The sequence below is a fragment of the Streptomyces sp. NPDC005955 genome (assembly GCF_042871255.1).
Taxonomy (GTDB): Bacteria; Actinomycetota; Actinomycetes; order Streptomycetales; family Streptomycetaceae; genus Streptomyces.
Genome location: NZ_JBIAIF010000001.1, coordinates 1088096 through 1108554, shown reverse-complemented (window position 1 = coordinate 1108554; position 20459 = coordinate 1088096). Strand labels below are relative to the sequence as shown.

Below are 20459 nucleotides of genomic sequence, written 5' to 3'. Positions count from 1 at the left end.
CGCAGCGGCTCGACCAAAGGTCACGGAAGGGCTCCGGTCAAGGCGTCGTACCCAACACTCCCCCAACCACCGGCCGGGGGTACCCCCAGGCCATACCCATGTCGCCCGAGCACACAAACCTGAACGGAAGCGATGTCTGACGATTCGCGCCCCGCGCCTCCAGCCGCCCGGACCGCGGCCGTGATCCCCGCGGCCGGCCGCGGGGTCCGGCTGGGCCCCGGCACCCCCAAGGCACTCCGCCCCCTCGGCGGCACCCCGCTCCTGATCCACGCCGTCCGCGCCATGGCGGCCTCCCGCACCGTCGCACTGGTGGTCGTGGTGGCCCCGCCCGACGGGGCGGCCGAGGTGCGCAACCTCCTCGACACCCATGCCCTGCCCGAGCGCACCGACTTCCTGGTCGTGCCCGGCGGCGACACCCGCCAGCAGTCCGTCCGCCTCGGACTCGACGCCCTCCCGGCGCACATCGACACCGTCCTCGTGCACGACGCGGCCCGGCCGCTGGTGCCCGTCGAGACGGTGGACGCCGTCATCGCCGCGGTGCACGCCGGGGCGCCCGCCGTGGTGCCCGCCCTGCCGCTCGCCGACACCGTCAAGGAGGTCGAGCCGCGCGACCCGGCCCGCCCTGACGACCCCGAGCCGGTGGTGGCGACCCCCGAGCGGGCCCGGCTGCGCGCCGTGCAGACCCCGCAGGGCTTCCACCGCGACGCCCTCGTGCACGCGCACGCCACCGTCCCCGTCGACGGGGAGGGCGCCACCGACTGCGCCGGGATGGTGGAGCGCACCGGGGAGCCCGTCGTGCTCGTCCCCGGGCACGAGGAGGCGTTCAAGGTGACCCGGCCGCTCGACCTGGTGCTGGCCGAAGCCGTACTCGCCCGCAGGAGGGCCAACGATGGCTTCTGAGGTGGTTCTCCCCCGGGTGGGGATCGGGACCGACGTCCACGCCTTCGAGGCGGGGCGCGAACTGTGGTGCGCCGGACTGCGCTGGGACGAGGCCGACAGCGGCGGCTACGGGCTCGCCGGGCACTCCGACGGGGACGTCGCCGCGCACGCGGCCTGCGACGCGCTGTTCTCCGCCGCCGGGGTCGGGGACCTCGGGGCGCACTTCGGCACGGCGCGGCCCGAGTGGGCGGGGGCGTCCGGAGTGGCCCTGCTGACGGAGGCCGCGCGGATCGTGCGGGCCGCCGGCTTCGAGATCGGCAATGTGTCCGTGCAGGTGATCGGGGTGCGCCCGAAGATCGGACGGCGCCGGGCCGAGGCCCAGCAGGCGCTCTCCACCGCCGTGGGCGCACCGGTCACCGTGTCCGGCACCACCACGGACGGTCTCGGGCTCACCGGTCGTGCCGAGGGCCTGGCCGCGATCGCCACCGCCCTGGTCCACCCCCGCAGCTGACCCCCGGCCCGCCCCCGCCGTCCCTGCCACACCGGCCGCCCCTCGGGCACCGGCCGGTCGGCGGGGACGGGACCGGTCGGGTTCGAGGGCGGTCCGGTGGGGTAACGGTGGGTCGGCGCGATGTGCGCGTACCACCAGAACCGGCAGCGAAGGGGAACCCGTGTCCACCCAGCTCTCCGACGACCTCAAGGCCCTGCTCGACGGCCCCGTCTTCATCACCGTCGCGACCGTTCAGCCGGACGGCAGCCCCCAGCTGTCGCCGGTCTGGGTGAAACGGGACGGGGACGACGTGCTGTTCTCCACCACGATCGGGCGCCGCAAGGAGCAGAACCTCCGCCGCGACCCCCGGATCACGGTGCTCCTCCAGCCCTTCGACGCCCCGTACACCTACGCGGAGATCCGCGGCACCGCCGAGCTCACCACCGAGGGCGGCCCCGAGCTGATCGACGAACTGTCGGTCAAGTACACCGGCAAGCAGTACGCGGACTTCAACCCGGACTCCGCGGACGACGCCCAGCGCGTCGTCGTCCGTGTCACCCCGCGCAAGGTGGTTGGCCGGATCTGACCCTTGGGAGCCGGTGTCCGGCCCACCACCGCGTTGTCGTGAAATCAGTGCCCCGTACGCCCTGGGGGTCGCGGGGCACTGCCCCGCGACCACTACCCTGGGGGGGTGACTATTCGCCTGTACGACACCAGCGCCCGGCAGGTCCGTGACTTCGCCCCCCTCGTTCCGGGCTGTGTCTCGATCTACCTGTGTGGCGCTACCGTGCAGGCCGCTCCGCACATCGGGCACATCCGCTCGGGCCTCAACTTCGACATCATGCAGCGGTGGTTCGCCTACCGCGGCTACGCAGTGACGTTCGTCCGCAACGTCACCGACATCGACGACAAGATCATCCACAAGTCCGCCGAGCAGGGTCGCCCCTGGTGGTCCATCGGCTACGAGAACGAGCGCGCCTTCAACGACGGCTACGCCGCGCTCGGCTGCCTGCCGCCCACCTACGAGCCCCGCGCCACCGGCCACATCACCGAGATGGTCGAGATGATGCGCGGCCTCATCGAACGCGGACACGCGTACGAGGCCGACGGCAACGTCTACTTCGACGTGCGCTCGTTCCCCGGCTACCTGTCGCTGTCCAACCAGGACCTCGACGAGCTGCGCCAGCCCGCCGGCGAAGGCGAGACCGGCAAGCGCGACCCCCGCGACTTCGCCATGTGGAAGGCCACCAAACCGGGCGAACCGGACTGGGAGACCCCCTGGGGCCGCGGCCGACCCGGCTGGCACCTGGAGTGCTCGGCGATGGCCCACAAGTACCTGGGCACCGCCTTCGACATCCACGGCGGCGGCATCGACCTGATCTTCCCGCACCACGAGAACGAGATCGCACAGGCCCAGGCGTACGGTGACGAGTTCGCCACGTACTGGGTGCACAACTCGTGGGTCACCATGAGCGGCGAGAAGATGTCGAAGTCGCTCGGCAACTCCGTCCTCGTCAGCGAGATGGTCAAGCACTGGCGGCCCATCGTGCTCCGCTACTACCTGGGCACCCCGCACTACCGCTCCACGATCGAGTACAGCCCCGAGGCCCTGCGGGAGGCCGAGTCGGCGTTCGCCCGGATCGAGGGCTTCGTGCAGCGCGTCGTGGAGAAGACCGGGGGCCCCGTCGAACCGGCCGGCGAGGTGCCGCCCGCGTTCGCCGAGGCCATGGACGACGACCTCGGCGTCCCGCAGGCGCTCGCCGTCGTCCACACCACGGTCCGCCAGGGCAACAGCGCGCTGGCCGCCGACGACAAGGAGGCCGCGGTGGCCCGGCTCGCGGAGGTCCGGGCCATGCTCGGCGTCCTCGGGCTCGACCCCCTGGACCCGCACTGGTCCGGGGAGAACGACCGCGGCGAGGACCTGCACGGCGTCGTCGACACGCTGGTCCGGCTGGTGCTCCAGCAGCGCGAGTCCGCCCGCGCCCGCAAGGACTGGGCCACCGCGGACGCCATCCGGGACCAGCTCAACCAGTCCGGGCTGGTCATCGAGGACGGTGCCCAGGGCCCCCGCTGGACGCTCGGACCGCGCTAGTGCCGCACGCGAGGTGCCGCCCGCTCCGCCGGGCGGCACACTCGTACACACATACGCACACTGACCCGTACGCGGAACCGTACGCGGTCTCATCCACAGGAAACGGGTAGGTCATGGCCGCAAACAACCGCCGCATGTCCGGCAAGAAGGGCGCGCAGGTCGGCAGTGGCGGCCAGCGGCGCAAGGGCCTGGAGGGCAAGGGCCCCACCCCGCCCGCCGAGATGCGTAAGGGGCACGTCAAGCAGCGCGCCGCGAACGCCCGCGCCCGACGCGCGCAGGGCCGCACCGCGACGCCGCGCGGCCGGGGCGGCAAGGGCACGTCCGAGCTGGTCGTCGGGCGCAACCCGGTCGTCGAGGCGCTGCGCGGCGGGGTCCCCGCCTCCACGCTGTACGTCCAGCAGTTCATCGACAACGACGAGCGGGTCCGCGAGGCGCTGCACCTCGCCGCCGAGCGCGGCGGGATCAACCTCATGGAGGCGCCCCGGCCCGAGCTGGACCGGATGACCGACGGGCTCAACCACCAGGGGCTCGTGCTCCAGGTGCCGCCCTACGAGTACGCGCACCCGGAGGACCTCGTCGCCGCCGCGTACGACGCGGGCGAGGACCCGCTGATCGTCGCGCTCGACGGGGTCACCGACCCGCGCAACCTCGGCGCCGTGGTGCGTTCCGCGTCCGCCTTCGGGGGCCACGGGGTGCTGGTGCCCGAGCGCCGCGCCGCCGGCATGACCGCCGGTGCGTGGAAGACCTCCGCCGGTACCGCCGCCCGGACCCCGGTCGCCCGGGCGACCAACCTCACCCGGGCCCTGGAGGCGTACAAGAAGGCCGGCATCACCATCGTCGGGCTCGCCGCGGACGGGGAGGCGGAGGTCGCCGACGTCGCCGCGCTCGGCGGTCCCGTGGTCATCGTCGTCGGCAGCGAGGGCAAGGGGCTGTCCCGGCTCGTCGGGGAGACCTGCGACGTGCGGGTGCGCATCCCCATGCCGGGCGGCGCGGAGTCCCTGAACGCCGGCGTGGCGGCGGGCATCGTGCTGTACCAGGCGGCCCAGTCGCGCCGCTGATCCACCCGCGGGGCCCGGCCGGTCGGCCCGTCCGGGCCGACCGGTCCGCCGCCCGCGCCCCGGTGGCGCGTCCCCCTCAAGGCGGGCCCGGGGCGGGGTCCCGGCGCTTGTCGGGGGTCGGACATCTTGGGGTGGTCAAGGCAGTGTCCTAACCTCGCGTCACTCGGTTAGATGAGTGTGGACACCAGAACACCCCGCACACTCACGGGGGCCCGCTCGTCGGGATTCGACGACGCTCCCGCGCTGAGCATGGTGAAGGTGCCGAGCGATCCGGCGCAGGTCATCGTCAACCATGCGAGCTTCCGCGTGCAGCTCAACGCCACGCCGACGCGTTCCGCGCGGGTCGCGCGGGCCGCGGGCGCCGCTGACACCGGGCGCGTCCCCGTGGCCGGCGCGCGCCGGCGTGCGCCCGTCGTCTGGAGCGGCCGTTCGGCGCCGGGCGACACCGGTGCCACCGGGCTGCTCCAGGCCGTGCGGGAGACCGGCGTACGGCGGGCCGTCGGGGCCGAACCGGGCGACGGCGGAGCCACCCAGGTCATTCCCCGGGTCACGCCCAGGACGGCGTTCGACGACACGGTGGAGACCCCCGGCGCCGGCGGTCCCGAGACCCGGCTGCTGCCCGCCCAGATGCGCAGCACCGGCAGCGCCTACGAGGAGACGGCCGGCATGCCCGTCGTCGGCGCCGACGACCGCCGCCCCCCTGACGACTACGACGGGTACGCCGGCTACGACGGCTACGGGCCCCACGACGACGGCTACGGGGGCTACGACGACGGCTACGAGCTCGACGCGGACGGCACCGGGGAGCCGCGGCACGGGGATGCCCGGCGACCGCACCACGCCTACTACCCGGGCCGCCGCCTCAACCTCGGCGTGGTCCTGCTGCCGCTGCGGGTCTTCCTCGGCCTGATCTCCGTCTACGCCGGCCTGGGCAAGCTGAGCGACCCCGTCTACTTCGACGGCGGCGAACGCGGCTCCATGATGAAGTGGCTGAACTCCCTCCACCCCTGGGCCCTCGCGGAACCGCTGCGGGACTTCGCGCTCCAGCATCCGGTGGGCGCCGGGCTCACCATCGCGTTCCTCCAGGTCATCGTGGGCGTGCTGACCGTCCTGGGGCTCTGGCAGCGGGTCGCCGCGGTGGTCGGGGCGCTGCTGTCGGCGGCGCTGATCGTCACCGTCAGCTGGCGGACCGTCCCCGCGTACGACGCGCCCGACATCATCTACCTGGCCGCCTGGTCACCGCTGATCATCGCGGGCGCCCCCGTCTACTCCGCGGACGGCCGGCTCGGCTCCGAGGCGTGGCGCACCCTGGGCCCGCGCGCCGAACTGTGGGCGCTGCGGCGCCGGGTGCTGCGCCGGGGCACGGTCGTCGCCTCCGTCGCGGTGGGCCTCACCCTGCTGCTGGGCTCGGTGCTCGGCGGCGCCGTGCGGGACGCCGACCGGGTCACCGTGCCGGGTCCGGGCCAGGCGCCGCGCAACGAGCTGCCCGGTTCGCCGCTGCCGCAGGAGCCGGGCAAGCGCCGGGCCGAGCGCAGCGGCACCCCGTCCGCGTCCGGTACGCCGACCCGGCCGCCGCGCGAGGCGTCCCCGGAGCCCTCCCGGGCGGCGGCCACCCCCGGCGCCGCGACCGGCGGCACCCCGCCGTCCTCGGGGACCACCAGCGCCGGGACGCCCAGCCAGACCCAGGGCACGGTGCAGCAGCCTCCGGCCCGGCAGCCGGCGCCCACCAGGGCGCCCGCCACCAGTGCGGGGCCCACCTCGGGCGGCAGCGCCTCGGCGGGCGCCACCGGCGGGGCAACGGGCGGCGGCGAGTCCTCCGGCAGTACCACCGGCGGCAGCACCGGGACCGGCGGCAACGGGACGACCGGCGGCGCCGAGCGGCGGCCCGGGCTGGTCGGCGGCCTCATCGGCGGCGACTGACCGGGCCCGTACGGCAACGCCCGAGGGGTCCGCGCACCGTGCGCGGACCCCTCGGGCGTCGTACGAAGCGGGTCAGCGGGCGAGGGCGGCGAGCTCCTTCGAAGCCTCCGTGAGGTCCTTCGCCGTGTCGATGGCCCTCCAGTACGCGCCCTGCGGGATCGGGAAGCCGGCGAGGCGCTTGGCGCGCGCCAAGCCGGGGAAGGTGGTGCGCTCGTGGTCCCCCTGGTCCGGCAGCAGCTCGGTGAACTCCGCGGAGAACACGTACACGCCCGCATTGATGAGGAACGGGGACGGCGGGGCCTCGATGAAGTCCGTGATGTGGCCGAAGCGGTCCGTCTCGACGGCGCCCCACGGAATGCGGGGGCGGGCCAGGGCCAGGGTCGCGGTGGCGGCGCGCTCGGCGTGGAACGCGGCCATCTCGCGCAGCGAGAACCGGGTCCAGATGTCGCCGTTGGTGGCGTACCAGGGCCGGTCGGGGTGGGGGAGGTGGCCGGCCGCGTACTTGAGACCGCCGCCCCGGCCGAGCGGCTCCTTCTCGACCACGGTGGTGACCCGCAACGGCAGGTCCGACGACTCCAGCCACTCCTGGAGGACCTCGGCGAGGTGCCCGCACGAGACGACGACGTCGGTCACGCCCTCCTCGGCGAGCCAGGCCAGCTGGTGCCCGATGATCGGGGTGCCGGTGCCGGGGATCTCCACCATCGGCTTGGGCCGGTCATCGGTGTAGGGGCGCAGCCGCGTTCCCTGGCCCCCGGCCAGGACGACGGCTTGAGTCGGACGTGCGTGGACGTGCGGATCGGTCATGACGGAACTGTACGTGGCACCGCCGCGCGCCTCGCGGGGCGCACCCGCGACGGTGCGGGTGACCCGCGCGGGGCGCGCGGCGGCGGGGGTGGGCCATGAGGACCCGGGGGTGTCGGACCTGGGGCGTCAGACCTGGGTGGCGACGCCCGAGGCGAAGGCCGTGTCGCAGACCGGGCGGGAGTACGACTGCGCACGGGCGGGCCCGTAGGCGCGGACGGCGGCCCGACCCAGGGAGCGGGCGATGGAGACGCAGTGCTTGGACAGCGAGGGCCTGCGGTCGACCTCCTGCTGGAGGTGGGTCAGGGCGACGCCCGGATCCTTCTCCTGGAGTTCGACCAGCAGGCGGTCCCGGAGGACTTCGTGGGCGGCGGGGGCCTTGGCCTCGGCACGGCGCGGCAGGTTCTCCGCGGAGGCGGTGAGCACCGAGTCCTGGGAACCCGACCAGTTGACGGAGGTGACCGCGAGGGTGCCGGACAGCACCAGCACGACAGGCAGGACGAAGGCGAGGGAGCGGCCGATGCGGCGGGCAGGGCCACGCCTCCGGCGCTGCTTGTAGGTGTGGGAAAGCGTCACGCACGGAAGCGTAGCGGGCGGTAGTCATGCGAAGACACTTAGTCACCCTCTTGAGGGACGGTGAAGGGCCCCATTCGCTCGCCCGTGTTGACGAACACCCCTCGAAACGCCCGATGTGCCGCGATTTCGACCCCGGAGGGCCGCGACCGTGACGCGACGGAGCCCGGTGCTCCAGGGAGGACGTCCCTGGAGCACCGGGCTCCGTTACGACACGCGGGCCCGTGGCCCGCGGCCGGCGATCAGTCGCTGAGGCGCTCGCCCGTGGAGGTCGAGAACACGTGCAGCTCGCCCGGCTTCGGCACGACGTGGATCGAGGTGCCCTTCTCCGGGACCTGGCGGCCGTTGACGCGGACGACCAGTTCCTTGCTCTCGCCGCCGACGTCGGCGCCGCCGTAGACGTAGCCGTCGGCGCCGGTCTCCTCGACGACGTTCACCTGGACCGCGAGGCCGGCGGGCGCGTCGGAGGCGTCCTTGGCGAGGGACTTCGCGGCGGCGCCGTTGTGCTCGACGACCTCGAAGTGCTCGGGGCGGATGCCGACGGTCACCGTGCGGTCACCGCGCTCGGAGGCGGCCGACAGGGCGTCGCGGCTGACCGGCACCACGGAGTTGCCGAACTTCACGCCGCCGTCGGTGATCGGGACCTCGACCAGGTTCATCGCGGGGGAGCCGATGAAGCCGGCGACGAAGAGGTTCGCCGGACGGTCGTACATCTCGCGCGGGGAGGCGACCTGCTGGAGCAGACCGTCCTTGAGCACGGCCACCCGGTCACCCATGGTGAGGGCCTCGACCTGGTCGTGCGTCACGTACACGGTGGTGATGCCCAGCCGGCGCTGGAGCGAGGCGATCTGCGTACGGGTGGAGACGCGGAGCTTGGCGTCGAGGTTCGACAGCGGCTCGTCCATGAGGAACACCTGCGGCTCGCGGACGATGGCACGGCCCATCGCGACGCGCTGGCGCTGACCACCGGACAGGGCCTTCGGCTTGCGGTCCAGGTACTCGCTCAGGTCGAGGATCTTCGCCGCCTCCTCGACCTTCGCGCGGATCTCCGTCTTGTTGACGCCGGCGATCTTCAGGGCGAAGCCCATGTTGTCGGCGACCGTCATGTGCGGGTAGAGCGCGTAGTTCTGGAACACCATGGCGATGTCCCGGTCCTTCGGCGGCAGGTGCGTGACGTCGCGGTCGCCGATGCGGATGGCACCGCCGTTCACGTCTTCCAGGCCGGCGAGCATGCGCAGGGAGGTCGACTTGCCGCAACCGGAGGGACCGACGAGGACGAGGAACTCGCCGTCCGCGATGTCGATCTCCAGGCTGTCCACGGCGGGCTTGGTGGAGCCCGGGTAGAGGCGGGTCGCCTTGTCGAACGTGACAGAAGCCATGGCTGTGAAGCCCCCTTCACCGGCAGGAACGTGCCGGACGATCCGAGTAAAGGTGGTCCGCTCCGGGACCCCGGAACGGGCAACTCAGTGGTGTAGTCCACTCGGGTGAACTGCCTCAGGACGCTACCTGCCGTTCACCCGATCTGTCATCCGTTGCAGGGGTGTGAACTTCGTCGTTATTTCCCCGCGGGCGGGCACCCCGCTCCCGGTACACTGCACGGGCACGCCTCCTTAGCTCAGCTGGTCAGAGCGCCGCTCTTGTAAAGCGAAGGTCGTCGGTTCGAATCCGACAGGGGGCTCTCCCGCAGCACCTGCGCCTACGCCCCCGCGGTCCCACCGACCGCGGGGGCGTTTCGCGTGTGCGGACGGGGTCGGGGGCGGGTCCGCGGTCATGCGGGCAGCTTTTCGGTCGCGTAGGGGGACCTGCCGCCGAACGACTGCTTGCCGGTACCCGCGCGTCATGCGTCCGAGTTCGGCACGGAAGGGGCGTCCCGTCGATCCCGTCCGGTCTCACCGGTCGGCGAGGTCGCGGATGGTGGTGGTGCCTGAGCGGACGATCCAGACGTCGCTGCCCGGCAGGGACTTGTCCGAGCGGTTCTTGAGGTCTTCGACGTCCATGGCGGACGGCCACCGGGTGGTGCGTTCGGACCAGTGGACGCCGCTGAGGTCGACACCGGTCAGGTCGGCGTCGCTGAGGTCGGTGGTGGTGAAGTCGTCCAGGAGCGCGTGCAGCGACCGCTCGTCAAGTTCCAGGGGCTCCCCGCGCAGTGCCAGTCCGATGGCCCGGCCAACCTCGGCGACCCGGATTTCGACGATGAGGCCGAGGTCGAGGGTGCGGCCGTGGCTGAGGACGCGGGTGAGGTCGCGGGCGCGGGCGAGGGCCAGGTCGAGGGTGCGGGCGAGGGCCAGGTCGAGGGCGAGGGCGCGGGCGACGCCCAGGTCGTGGGCGAGGGCGAGGGCATGGTCGAGTGCGTGGTCAAGGGCGTGATCGTGATCGAGCGCGTGGTCGTGGTCGTGATCCAGGTCGAGGGCCAGGTCGAGGACGAGGGCACGGGCGAGGTCGAGACCGACGGCGCGGGCGATGTCCAGATCGTGGTCGTGGTCCAGATCACGGGCGAGGCCGCGGGCGAGGTCCAGAGCCAGGTCGAGGGAGAGGTCGAGACTGAGGGTGCGGGTGCGGCCGAGGGCATGGGTGGCTGCCTTGACGTCGCGATCGTTGCGCAGGGTCAACCGGTCCGTGGCGCTGAGGGTGCGCAGGAACGCCGTCGCGTCGGTGCGGTGGTGCAGCGCGCCGCGCGCGGGAGTGAGGGGGGTGGGGAGGATGGCGGCGAGGCCCGCCTCGGTGTCGAAGACGGTGTCGAGGTCGTCCGTGGCGGCCTCGTGGTGCGAGTGGAAGAGGATTTCGTTCAGACCTGCTTCGGTGTCGAGGAGACCGCTGAGGGCGTGGGTCAGGGCGTGCTGGCGCTGGGTGAGCCAGTCGTGTGCGGCCTGCTCGTCCTCGTGGGGCTGGGGTTCGGATCGCCGGGTCACAACTCCTCCTTCCGAGCCTTGAGGTACGAGGCGGCGGCGCGGCGGGCCTTCATGAGGTTGCCCCGCACGTTGTCGGCCGGCAGACCGAGGTGGTCCGCGATGTCGGCCGGGGTGAAGCCCGCGAGCGTCCAGGCCATGACCTGGCGCTGTTTCATCGGCAGGCCGCGCAGCAGGGGTAAGGCGTCGTGCCGTGCTTCCCATTCCGCGATCGCATCGGGGCGGGGCACCAGGGAGGTGGGTTCGGGCAGGTGGTCGACGGGTTCTTCGACGGAGGCGATGGTGCGTACCAGCGCACGGGAGGCGGCCTTGTGGACCCATGCCTTCGGGTGCGCGATGCCGCGCCAGTTCCGGTAGGCGTCGGTCATGACCTCCTGGGCGATGTCCGCAGCCGCCGGAACATCGGCCCCGTGGTTGATCAGGAAACCGGTCAGGGGGCGGATGTTCTCGCGGTAGAAGGCGATGAACTCCGCGTTGGTCCGCTCCCGGGCGTGCTGCCGGTGACTGGGTGGGCTGGAGAGTTCGGGCACGGCCGCGGGCAGGTCGGTGCTGTCCGCCGGGTCATGGCTGCTCACGTGGTTCGGTCCTCCCCGGAAACCGTGTGGACGATCCGCACGCGCAGGTGGTGGCCGGTACCGTCCCGGTCGTCGAGCTCGACCAGGCCGTTCGGGGCCATGGCCGTGGCGACCCGAGCGACATACCGGTGCCGCTGCTGTTCCCGGCGTGCCCGCCAGTGCAGTCGGCTCCAGAGTCCCAGCAAGGCGCATGTCTCGGCGATGACGGCCAGGACTATGACGGCCGTGGTCGGGTCCATCACGGGTCCCCCTTCGTTGGCTCCTACCGGACCGGCCTCGTGGCCGGTCATGAGTTAAGGGGGCGAAGGGCTCATGATCGTGAACTCGCGGGTGGGATTTCTCCCGGTGGACCCCGCCGGGCCGTCGGGAGGGACAAGCGGGCAGCGGGCCTTCGTGCCCTGGGCGTTCAGGTGAGGTCGGTGCAGCGGTCGTCCAGGTCGCAGCGGGGGTGGAGGCCCGACCACTGGCCGGGGACGTCGTGGGTGCCGCGGGCGAACCAGGCCACCGCGTCGCCGCGGTGGAACGTCAGCCCGCCTTGCCCGAGGACGGGTCGAGCCTCCAGCAGCCGGGCGAGGTCGGCGCCGTCGAACAGGAACTCGTCCCGCCACATGGTGACGACCTCCAGGGCGGAACACTCGGGGCACGGGGCGGTGTGGAAGTACTCGGCCGAACCCTCGAACTCCAGGAGCGCGGCGAGGCGGGGGTCGTCCTGGTCGCAGGCCGCCCGGTAGACCGGGTCGACCGCGGACCGCCAGGACTTGCGGGCGTCGCGCGCGGCGGCAGCGGGCAGCCCCGCGCCGACCCCGTCCAGGTTCGCCTCCGTGCACGCCGGGGACTTCCGCTTCGGAGACGGAGAGGGCGGCGTTCCCGGGGTCGGTGGCGCCGAGCGGTCCGCGTGCTCGTTGCGTTCGAGCGTGCTGAGGGCGACGACGTACGCGAGGAGGAGGGCGTTGACGGCCAGGAGGGCGCCGATGGGCCACACCCAGCGGGGGCGGCGGGGGGTCATCCGCAGTCCTTGCTCGCCGGGCGGGTCTGACAGAGCGAGAAGCCCTGGTGGAACTCGTAGATGCGGGGGTACTTGAGGTTCTTGCGGTCCTGGCTGCCGTTGAGGGCGGTGAGTCGGAAGGGGCGTCCGCGGTCGTCGATGACGGTGGTCTTCGTCCGGTCGCCGAGCATGTAGGTGACCTTGAGGCGGAAGGCGACGTAGTGGTGCTTGGTTTCGGTGCGGATCAGGACGACCTGTTGCTTGCCGCCCAGGAGGCTGATCGTCCGCTGGGCGAAGAAGGGTTTGCCGGGGGCCAGGGTGTTGCGATCTTCGTCGAATCCCGCGTCCCGGGCGAGGGGGCGTGGGCGGTCCAGGTCGAACATCATGTTCATCGTGGGGCTACCGCCCTGCGGCGGGGCGTCGAACAGCGTTCCCGACCAGGGCCGTTCGCGTTTCACGATCTCGGGCGTGATGTCGATGACGTTGATCAACTGGCTGCGGCGGCTGGTGAAGACGACGCGCACGGTCAGCTTGTCGACGTTGACGGCCCCCACCGCGGCGAGCCTGCCGTCGAACTCCGGTGCGGCCGCCGCCATCGGGCGGGCGAGGAAGCGCCGTAACGACGCGTCGGGGCGGTGGTCCTCGCGGGTCGCCCTGCTCATGCCCTCGTCGTCGAGTTGGACCTTCGACACGGCCGTTCCGAGGTCGGGGCCGGAGCGGAGGTCGTCCTTGACCGAGGACTTGTCGAAGAGCAGCCACGGGAGTCCGCTGAGCCAGGCGCCGAGTGCCGCCCCGAGCACGACCGCCGCCAGGCCCGCCAGCCACATCCTCCCGCTGACGCGTCCGGCGGCACCCGTCGGGTCGGGTCCGGCCTCCTGGGTACCGGCCGGGCCCTCGTGCGGGGGGCGGCGTTGCGCGGCGCGGGTCGTCGCCCGGCCCGGTCGTCGGGCCAGCGGGCCGCGCCGCTCATCGGTGGATCTCCGGGGCACTGCACCGTTCCTTCCCGCCGGACGCACCGACGAGGGTCGGGCCCCGGCGGGTCGGCCGGGGCCGGGTGTTCACGGACGTGGCGGGTTCACGCCGCCTTGAGCGCGGCGATCTCCCCGGCCCGGTCGGCGAGCCGGGCCACCGGCCGGGCCCGGGCGTGCCGCCGCACCACGCCCCGCAGGGTACGGAAGTGGCCGTCGGCCCGGGCACTGCTCACGTGTTCGTACTCGTCGAGGAACCGCCCCCAGCTGTGACACGCCGCGTCGAGGTGCCCCAGGGCGAGTTGGCGCTCGGCGAGCACCGCGTACGCATGGGCCCGGCCCTGCCGCTCCTGCACCGGCTGGTGCTTGATCGACTGCTGGAGGACGCGGATGCTGCCCTGGAGGTCCCGTTCCTCGTGGAGCACGTGCGCCACGTGGAACAGCCAGGCCGTACGGTCGTAGCCGCCGATCGACTCCCGTCTGTTGTCCGCCCGGGACAACGCGTCCTCGGCCTCGCGCAGTCGGGTGTGCGCCAGGCCGCGGTCGCCGACCATCGCCGCCGCGTGCGCCTGTTGGCCGCGGAGGAAGGCGACCAGTCGGGGCGCGGCCGAGGGCGCCGCCTCGGCCGCCGAGTCGGCCAGTTCCAGGGCCTTGCGGCCGTGGCCCAGGTTCGACGCCTGCAAGGACATCCCGCGCAGGGTGCGACAGTACGTGACCTGGTCCTCCGCCTCCTGCGCGAGGCCCAGGGCCCGTACGTAGTACTGCTGGCCCAGACCGTGGGCCTTCTCGTACATGGCCATCCAGCCGGTGAGGTACGCCAGGTCGGCCGCCGCGGCGAGCATGTCCTTGCGGACCGGTTCGGTGGCCTGGGCCTTGAGCCAGGGGCCGACCGTGTTGACGAGGAACGCGGACGCCATGGGCATGGCGTGCGCGGCGCCCAACTCGTCGAGGATGTCGGCGATCCGGTCGGTCATGGTGCGCACCGACCAGACCTGGGAGGTGCCGATCCGGACGGTGCGGTGCCCGGGGCGCCAGGTCGTCGCGGGTCGGTCGGCGGCGTGCGCGGGGAGCGTGAACGCGGGCAGGGTGAGCGCGGCCGAGAACACCGAGGCCGCGAGCACTCCCCGCCGGGACGGGTCCATCGTGGCCCGGCCCAGCTCGATCAACTCCTCCACCGCGTCCCCGGTGGCGCCGCCCCCGCCGGCCGGTGCGGTGCGTTCGGCGGGGGCGAGCCCCGCCTCGGCATGGGTCACCGGACGGCCCAGCTGCGCGGACAGGGCCTCCACGATCAGGGCCCTGACCTGCGGCCTCGGTGCCGTGCCGGCGATCCAGTGCGCCACCGCCGTGCGGTCGTACGTCAGGTCCAACCCGGCTTGCGGGCCGAGCCGGTTGACCTGCTGCGCGAGTTGCGTCCGCGTCCATCCGGCCTCGTCGAGCAGCCGGGCGAGGTTCGGATTGGGGGTGCGCTTCCTCGTGGCCATGACCTCAACTCCCCGTGCCGATCTGGGTGTTCACGGTATTCACGGTCCCACTGGTCTCCAACGGTACCGGTGAACACCGCAAGGACGGTTATCTCTTGCACGGACATTGAAGGCCATCCATCGATATCGATCGACACTGAACGATCCAGGCCCCTTGGAGAACAGGGTGAGCGGCACCAGAACAGTCGACCGCGGAAACGACCATACGGCGGGCACGACGGGCACCACGGCGGAAGGCGGATTCGCCGTGAGTTATCTGCGCACCTCACTTCCGGGCGGGGTACTGACGGAACGGGACGGCGCACGGCCCCGGCAGATCCGCCGCATCGTCCGGGCGCAGCTGCGGCACTGGCGGCTGGAGGAACTGGTCGAGCCGGCGCAGTTGGTGGTGAGCGAACTGGTGACGAACGCGTTCCAGCACGGGTGGGGCGACGAGGTCGGCATCCATCTGAGCCGCACGGCGCGCACGGTACGGGTCGAGGTGCGGACGAGCCCCCTGCCGACGCCCCGCCCCGTCACCGCCCCGGCCCCCCTTCCCGTCACCCCTTCGGCCCCCCTTCCCGCAACCGCCCCGGCCTCCCGCCCTTTACCCCGGCCGCCCGCGCCCGCGCCCGCGCCCGCGCCCCCGCCCCCGACCGCGTCGACGAACGGTCAGGTCCCGTACGTGAACGCCGGGCCCCGCCCCGTACCCGCTGCGCCCCGCCCCGCGGCCGGTCGGGCCCGTCCCGTGGTGGCGTCGCCGGGACCCGCGCCCGGGGCGCCGCCGCACGGCACCCCGGCGCCCCGGCCCGTTCCGGCGTCCGCGCGGGCCACCCCGACCGCCGCCGTCCGCGAGGGGTTCGGGCGCACCGCGCCGTTCCTGCCCCGCGATCCGCTGGCCGAGCGGGGCCGCGGGCTGTTCCTGGTGGAGGCGCTCGCCGACGACTGGGGGATCCGGGGGGACGGCGCGGTGGTCTGGTGCACGCTGTCCTCGCCGGACGGGTCCGAGGCGCTGGAGGGGGCAAAGGGGGCCGACCGTGATGCGCCCGGCCGGGCGATCGGTGCTGCGTCCCGCCCCTGATCTGCGTCGAATCAGGTGAAAACCTGTCGGATCGCGTTCGAATTGGTAAGACTGGGAGGTCGGGAGAGTGAGCGGTCGGGGCGGAAGGTGCGCGCGGACCGTGCGAGGCGGACGTAAGGGGCGGGCTCGGTGGGGCGGCGTTCGGGTGGGCTGATCGGTGCGTGGGCCGAGGCCCAGCGGCAGCAGCAGCGGCAGTACGAAGAGGGCCGGCGCCAACAGGCCCGTCAGCAGCGCGCGTACGAGCGTGACCAGCGGGCCCGGGAGCGGGACCTCGCCCGGATGCACCGCGAACAGCAGGCCGCGTACCGCAGGCAGCGGGAGACGGACGCCCTGCGCCGTACCGAGGAGATCGAAACGCGGGTCGCCGAACTGTCGGGGTTGCTGGTCGCCGGCTGCCGCGCGCCCGCGTTCCGGGTGGCGGCGCTGCGGCGCGAGGAGTCGGTGGAGGCGTTCGCGCCCGGACCGCTCGCCGTGCCGGTGCCGATGCCGGACCCGAGGGCGTACGAAGCCCGGGGCGGCGGCTGGGGTCCCGGCGCCCGGGCACGCGCCCAGCAGGAGGCTCAGGAACGCTTCCGGCGGGACTGGGACGCGGCGCGACTCGCGGAGGAGCGGCGGCTGCGGGAGCTGGCCGACTACCGCCACCGGTACGAGACCTGGGCCGCCGGACGGCTCGCCGAGGTGCGCGGGCACAACCGGGGCGTCGGCTCGATGAGCGCGGCCCTGCGCGCGGCGGAGCCCGACACGGTCGTGGAGTACTTCTCGGCGGCGCTGTACGCCAACTCGGTGTGGCCGGAGGGCTTCCCCCGGCAGGTGAGCGCCGCGTTCGACCCCGGGCCGCGGCAGTTCGTGCTGACCTGGGAGCTGCCGGCGCTCGACGTCGTCCCGGAGTCGAAGTCGGCGCGCTACCTGATCAACGCGGACCAGGTGAAGGAGAGCCCCCGGCCGGTCACCCAGCGGCGGGCCCTGTACCGGGAGGTGCTGGCGCAGAGCGTGCTGCTGGCGCTGCGGGACGTGTTCGCGGCGGACGAGCACGGGGTGTTGGCGTCGGTCGCCCTCAACGGTTTCGTGGACGACCACGATCCGGCGACCGGCCGCCGCGCGGAGATCGTCGTCGCCTCCGTGGTCGCGGAGCGGGCAGCCTTCGGGGAGCTGCGGCTGGAGATGGTGAACGCGGTGGACTGTCTGACGGGCGCCCTGCGCGGCACCCTGTCGGCCAAGCCCGACCAGCGGACCGCGGTGCGGCCGGTGCGGTTGCCGGAGCAGGTGGGCGCGGGGGTGATCAGCCACGGCGGGGGCGCCGAACCGGACCTGCTGGAGATGGACCCGCTGGAGTTCGAGGGCCTGGTCGCCGAGTTGTTCCGGGCCCGCGGCATGCAGGCCGTCACCACCCAGCGGTCGGGGGACGGCGGTGTCGACGTGGACGCGGTGGACCCCGATCCGATCAGTGGCGGCAAGATCGTGGTCCAGGTGAAGCGGTACCGGAACACGGTGCCGCCGAGCGCGGTCCGCGACCTGTACGGGACCGTGCAGGACCAGGGCGCCAACAAGGGGGTGCTGGTGACGACGTCGGGCTTCGGCCCCGGTTCGTACACCTTCGCGGGCGGCAAGCCGCTCACCCTGGTCTCCGGCCCGGAACTCGTCGACCTGCTGCACGCGCACGGGCTGCGGGGGCGGCTCGGCGGCGGCCCGACGGCCCCGGGTGCGCAGGGCGCCGGGCCCGCCGGACCCGCTGGGCCTGCCGGGTCCGCCGGTGCGGTCGCGGCGTCGGCCAGTGCCCCGACGCTGGTCATGCCTAGCGGCCCGGACGGCCCCGGGTCGGCGGGCGCCCGGCACGGTGGCCCCGGTGACCGGTCCGCGCACGGCCCCGGCGACGACGGCACCTACCGGAGCGGTGACGGCGACACGTACGGGGGCGGTGACTACAACGTGCTCGGCATGTCCTGGTCCGGGTCCGTCGCCCTGGACGTCTGCGTGTTGGTGTGCCGCGGCGGACGGGTGCTCGGCGACGACTGGTTCGTCTTCTTCAACAACCCCGGCACCCCGGACGGTTCGGTGCGGATGCTCGGCGGGTTCGCGGGCGACCGGGCCGCCGTCCGGGTCGCGTTCGACGGGCTGCCCGCGGCGGCGGACCGGCTGGTGCTGGTGGCGGCCGTCGACCCGGAGGTCAATCCGGACGCCGACCTCGCCGGGTTCACCGGTGCGGGCATCCGGTTGCGGGACGCCGACGGCACGGAACTCGACCAGCTGGAGGTCTCCGACGGGCGCCCCGGCGAGACGGCCCTGGTCCTCGGCTCGTTCCGGCGCCGCGCCGGCGGCGACTGGAACTTCGTGGTCGGCGGCAAGGGGTACGAGGGCGGGTTGGGCGCGCTGGTGGGGGACTTCGGCATCGACGTGGAGTGAGCTCCGGCCCACCGGCCACCCGGGTCGCCGCCGGATATTCGGGGGCGGTGTGCGGGGTGCGCTGCCTAGGATCGGTCGGATGACCGAGAAGCAGCGGACGCGTCCCGGGTTCGAGATCCCGACGGAACTGATCATGAGCCAGCACCGGGCCAAGGGGGAGGCGGGTCGGGCGTTCATCGAGGACCTGCCGCGCTTGGCCGCCGAGTACGTCGACCACTGGGAGCTGACCGTCACCGGCCCCTCGATGCACGGAATGGCGTCCCTGGTCCTGCCGGTGACCCGGGCCGACGGGACGCCCGCCGTGCTGAAGATGCAGGTCGCGGACGAGGACAGCGTGTACCAGGGGCTCGCCCTGCGGATCTGGGACGGTCAGGGGATCGTCCGGCTGCTGGAGATCGACGAGGGGACCACCACCCAGCTGCTCGAACGCGCCGACGAGAGCCGTCCGTTGTCGGCCGTCGAGGACTCCCGGGCCGCGGTCGCCGTCATCGGGGACCTGCTGGCCCGGCTGACCGCGGTGCCGGGACCGGAGGGGGTGCAGCACCTCGCCGACATCGGGGCCGACATGCTCGCCGACCTGCCCGGCGCCCTGGACCGGGTCACCGACCCGACCGCCCGACGCGTCCTGAGCGCCTGCGGCGACGCGCTGCGCGAGGTGCTGCCCGAGCCGGGGGACCGGTTGCTCCACTGGGACCTGCACTTCGACAACGTGCTGGCCGCCGACCGCGAGCCCTGGCTCGCCATCGACCCGAACCCGCTGGTCGGGGACCCGGGCTTCGACATCATGCCGGCCCTGGACAACCGCTACGAGGACGGCGAGGTGCTGTGGCGCTTCGACCTGCTGTCCGAGCGGCTGGGCCTGGACCGGGGGAGCGCGGCGCGGTGGACGCTGGCCCGGGCGCTCCAGAACTCGCTGTGGGACATCCAGGACGGGGAGCCCCTCCAGGACATGCAGCTGCGGATCGCCGAGCTGATGCTGAGGCACCGCACGCGGTGAGCGGGGCGCAGCGGTTGCCCCGACCGCAGCGGCTCCCCGGGACGCGCCCCCCTTCCGGGGGCGCTCCCCGGGAGCCACTGGACCGGTGGGTGATACACCGGGTTTACTGGCCGGCATGATCCGTACCGCCACCCCCGCCGACGTGCCCGCCATCCACGCCATGGTCCGTGAGCTGGCCGACTACGAGAAGGCGCTGCACGAGGTGCGGGCCACCGAGGAGCAGCTGCGCGAGGCGCTGTTCGGCGAGCGGCCGGCGGCGTACGCGCACGTCGCCGAGGACGACGCGACCGGCGAGCCCGTCGGTTACGCCCTGTGGTTCCTGAACTTCTCCACCTGGCGCGGGGTGCACGGCATCTACCTGGAGGACCTGTACGTCCGCCCCGACCGGCGCGGCGGCGGCCACGGCAAGGCCCTGCTGACGGAACTCGCCCGGGTCTGCGTGGACCGCGGCTACGAGCGCCTGGAGTGGTCGGTCCTCAACTGGAACCAGCCCTCCATCGACTTCTACCGCGCGTTGGGCGCCCGCCCGCAGGACGAGTGGACCGTGTACCGCCTCACGGACGACGCGCTGACCGCACTGGGCGCGCCGGCCCCGGTGGCGTAGCCGCTACCCGGCCGCCGCCCGGCGGTACGTGGTGGTCAGGACGCCCGCCGGGCTGGTGGCCGTGGCGGCGAGTTCCAGGGTGCGCAGGCCGCCGTCGGCGGGGAAGATGCTCTTGCCGCCGCCGAGCAGCACCGGCATGACCATCAGCCGCAGTTCGTCGACCAGGTCCTCGGCGAGCAGGGTCCGCACCAGGCTGGGGCTGCCCATCACCAGCAGGTCGCCGTCCCCGGTGCCGTTCAGTTCGCGCAGCCGGGCCACCGCCCCGTCCCCGGGGACGAGCGTGCTGTTCCAGGTGAGGTCGGAGGCGGTCAGGGTGCGGGAGACCACGTACTTGGGCAGGGCGTTCATCCGGTCGGCGAACGGGTCGCCCGCCCGCTCGGGCCAGGCGTCGGCCATCACCTTCCAGGTGCGGCGCCCGAACAGCAGCGCCCGGGTCGAGGCCAGCGCGGCGTCGATGAAACCGCCGACCACCTCCGGGTCGAAGAACGGGTGCGTCCAGCCGCCGTGGGCGAACCCGCCGTCGGTGTCCTCGTCCGGTCCGCCCGGCGCCTGCACGACTCCGTCCAGGCTGATGAACTCGCTGACCACGATGCGCACGACGGTTGCTCCTCTTCGTTTCGTTCGACGGTGCCGACCCCCGGCAGTGCTGCCCGTCCGGTGGTGACGACAG

Annotated in this window: 20 protein-coding genes and 1 tRNA gene; 11 read left to right on the top strand and 10 right to left on the bottom strand. The window is 73.3% G+C overall.

Translation table 11 applies throughout. The features are described 5' to 3' along the window. Positions 1-132: 132 nt before the first annotated feature. The 6 genes from ispD (at position 133) to ACFYOU_RS04745 (ending at position 6439) form a co-directional block, all read left to right on the top strand. Positions 133-900 (top strand): 2-C-methyl-D-erythritol 4-phosphate cytidylyltransferase, encoded by a 768-nt coding sequence (gene ispD / locus ACFYOU_RS04770; RefSeq protein WP_391303610.1) that lies wholly within the window; start codon positions 133-135, stop codon positions 898-900. Continuing rightward, positions 890-1390 carry a 2-C-methyl-D-erythritol 2,4-cyclodiphosphate synthase gene (gene ispF, locus ACFYOU_RS04765; protein WP_391303609.1) on the top strand — a complete coding sequence of 167 codons (501 nt, stop codon included), beginning with the start codon at positions 890-892 and terminating at the stop codon, positions 1388-1390. Before ispD ends, ispF begins: the two co-directional genes overlap by 11 nt. Positions 1391-1550: 160 nt before the next feature. After that, positions 1551-1955, top strand: a complete 405-nt coding sequence (locus tag ACFYOU_RS04760; RefSeq protein WP_389767625.1) for a PPOX class F420-dependent oxidoreductase — start codon at positions 1551-1553, stop codon at positions 1953-1955. A gap of 105 nt (positions 1956-2060) precedes the next feature. Then, on the top strand, positions 2061-3461 hold the full coding sequence (gene cysS / locus ACFYOU_RS04755) for a cysteine--tRNA ligase (protein ID WP_391303606.1): 1401 nt from the start codon (positions 2061-2063) through the stop codon (positions 3459-3461). 113 nt (positions 3462-3574) lie between these two features. Next, positions 3575-4519, top strand: a complete 945-nt coding sequence (gene rlmB, locus ACFYOU_RS04750; RefSeq protein ID WP_389767621.1) for a 23S rRNA (guanosine(2251)-2'-O)-methyltransferase RlmB — start codon at positions 3575-3577, stop codon at positions 4517-4519. A gap of 171 nt (positions 4520-4690) precedes the next feature. Beyond that, positions 4691-6439: a DoxX family membrane protein gene (locus tag ACFYOU_RS04745; RefSeq protein WP_391303603.1), complete on the top strand. Its 1749-nt coding sequence runs from the start codon at positions 4691-4693 to the stop codon at positions 6437-6439. Between the two features lie 72 nt (positions 6440-6511). On the opposite strand, the gene ACFYOU_RS04740 is transcribed toward ACFYOU_RS04745, so the two are convergent. From ACFYOU_RS04740 to ACFYOU_RS04730, 3 genes are all read right to left on the bottom strand, one after another. After that, positions 6512-7243, bottom strand: a complete 732-nt coding sequence (locus tag ACFYOU_RS04740) for an NDP-sugar synthase (RefSeq protein ID WP_385489810.1) — start codon at positions 7241-7243, stop codon at positions 6512-6514. Positions 7244-7369: 126 nt separating this feature from the next. After that, positions 7370-7816: a hypothetical protein gene (locus tag ACFYOU_RS04735; protein WP_387009547.1), complete on the bottom strand. Its 447-nt coding sequence runs from the start codon at positions 7814-7816 to the stop codon at positions 7370-7372. A 239-nt stretch (positions 7817-8055) separates the two neighbouring features. After that, positions 8056-9192, bottom strand: coding sequence for a sn-glycerol-3-phosphate ABC transporter ATP-binding protein UgpC (locus ACFYOU_RS04730; RefSeq protein ID WP_391303600.1), 1137 nt, complete (start codon positions 9190-9192; stop codon positions 8056-8058). 225 nt (positions 9193-9417) lie between these two features. Here ACFYOU_RS04730 and ACFYOU_RS04725 point away from each other — a divergent pair. Continuing rightward, a tRNA-Thr gene (locus ACFYOU_RS04725) sits at positions 9418-9491 on the top strand. Positions 9492-9702: 211 nt separating this feature from the next. Here the strand turns inward: ACFYOU_RS04725 and ACFYOU_RS04720 are convergent. The 6 genes from ACFYOU_RS04720 to ACFYOU_RS04695 all read right to left on the bottom strand — a co-directional run bounded on the left by ACFYOU_RS04720 (position 9703) and on the right by ACFYOU_RS04695 (position 14728). Then, positions 9703-10722: a hypothetical protein gene (locus tag ACFYOU_RS04720; RefSeq protein WP_391303598.1), complete on the bottom strand. Its 1020-nt coding sequence runs from the start codon at positions 10720-10722 to the stop codon at positions 9703-9705. Next, positions 10719-11294, bottom strand: a complete 576-nt coding sequence (locus tag ACFYOU_RS04715; RefSeq protein WP_391303596.1) for an RNA polymerase sigma factor — start codon at positions 11292-11294, stop codon at positions 10719-10721. The genes ACFYOU_RS04720 and ACFYOU_RS04715 overlap by 4 nt, the downstream gene beginning before the upstream one ends. Next, positions 11291-11533, bottom strand: coding sequence for a hypothetical protein (locus ACFYOU_RS04710; RefSeq protein WP_391303594.1), 243 nt, complete (start codon positions 11531-11533; stop codon positions 11291-11293). The genes ACFYOU_RS04715 and ACFYOU_RS04710 overlap by 4 nt, the downstream gene beginning before the upstream one ends. A gap of 167 nt (positions 11534-11700) precedes the next feature. Then, entirely contained in the window at positions 11701-12300 is a 600-nt protein-coding gene (locus ACFYOU_RS04705) for a hypothetical protein (RefSeq protein ID WP_391303592.1), read from the bottom strand. Next, complete coding sequence (locus ACFYOU_RS04700) at positions 12297-13268, bottom strand: hypothetical protein (RefSeq protein WP_391303590.1); 972 nt, start codon at positions 13266-13268, stop codon at positions 12297-12299. The genes ACFYOU_RS04705 and ACFYOU_RS04700 overlap by 4 nt, the downstream gene beginning before the upstream one ends. An 86-nt stretch (positions 13269-13354) precedes the next feature. Then, entirely contained in the window at positions 13355-14728 is a 1374-nt protein-coding gene (locus tag ACFYOU_RS04695; protein WP_391303588.1) for a hypothetical protein, read from the bottom strand. A gap of 247 nt (positions 14729-14975) precedes the next feature. On the opposite strand from ACFYOU_RS04695, the gene ACFYOU_RS04690 reads away from it, so the two are divergent. The 4 genes from ACFYOU_RS04690 to ACFYOU_RS04675 all read left to right on the top strand — a co-directional run bounded on the left by ACFYOU_RS04690 (position 14976) and on the right by ACFYOU_RS04675 (position 19789). Next, complete coding sequence (locus ACFYOU_RS04690; protein ID WP_391303586.1) at positions 14976-15788, top strand: ATP-binding protein; 813 nt, start codon at positions 14976-14978, stop codon at positions 15786-15788. 129 nt (positions 15789-15917) lie between these two features. Continuing rightward, positions 15918-18188, top strand: coding sequence for a restriction endonuclease (locus tag ACFYOU_RS04685; protein WP_391303584.1), 2271 nt, complete (start codon positions 15918-15920; stop codon positions 18186-18188). A gap of 79 nt (positions 18189-18267) precedes the next feature. Then, positions 18268-19185: an aminoglycoside phosphotransferase family protein gene (locus ACFYOU_RS04680; protein ID WP_391303582.1), complete on the top strand. Its 918-nt coding sequence runs from the start codon at positions 18268-18270 to the stop codon at positions 19183-19185. A gap of 115 nt (positions 19186-19300) precedes the next feature. Further along, a complete protein-coding gene (locus ACFYOU_RS04675; RefSeq protein WP_391303580.1) occupies positions 19301-19789 on the top strand; it encodes a GNAT family N-acetyltransferase in 489 nt (162 codons plus the stop codon). Positions 19790-19792: 3 nt separating this feature from the next. Here the strand turns inward: ACFYOU_RS04675 and ACFYOU_RS04670 are convergent, their stop codons facing one another. Further along, positions 19793-20386 carry a dihydrofolate reductase family protein gene (locus ACFYOU_RS04670; RefSeq protein ID WP_391303578.1) on the bottom strand — a complete coding sequence of 198 codons (594 nt, stop codon included), beginning with the start codon at positions 20384-20386 and terminating at the stop codon, positions 19793-19795. Positions 20387-20459 lie beyond the last annotated feature (73 nt).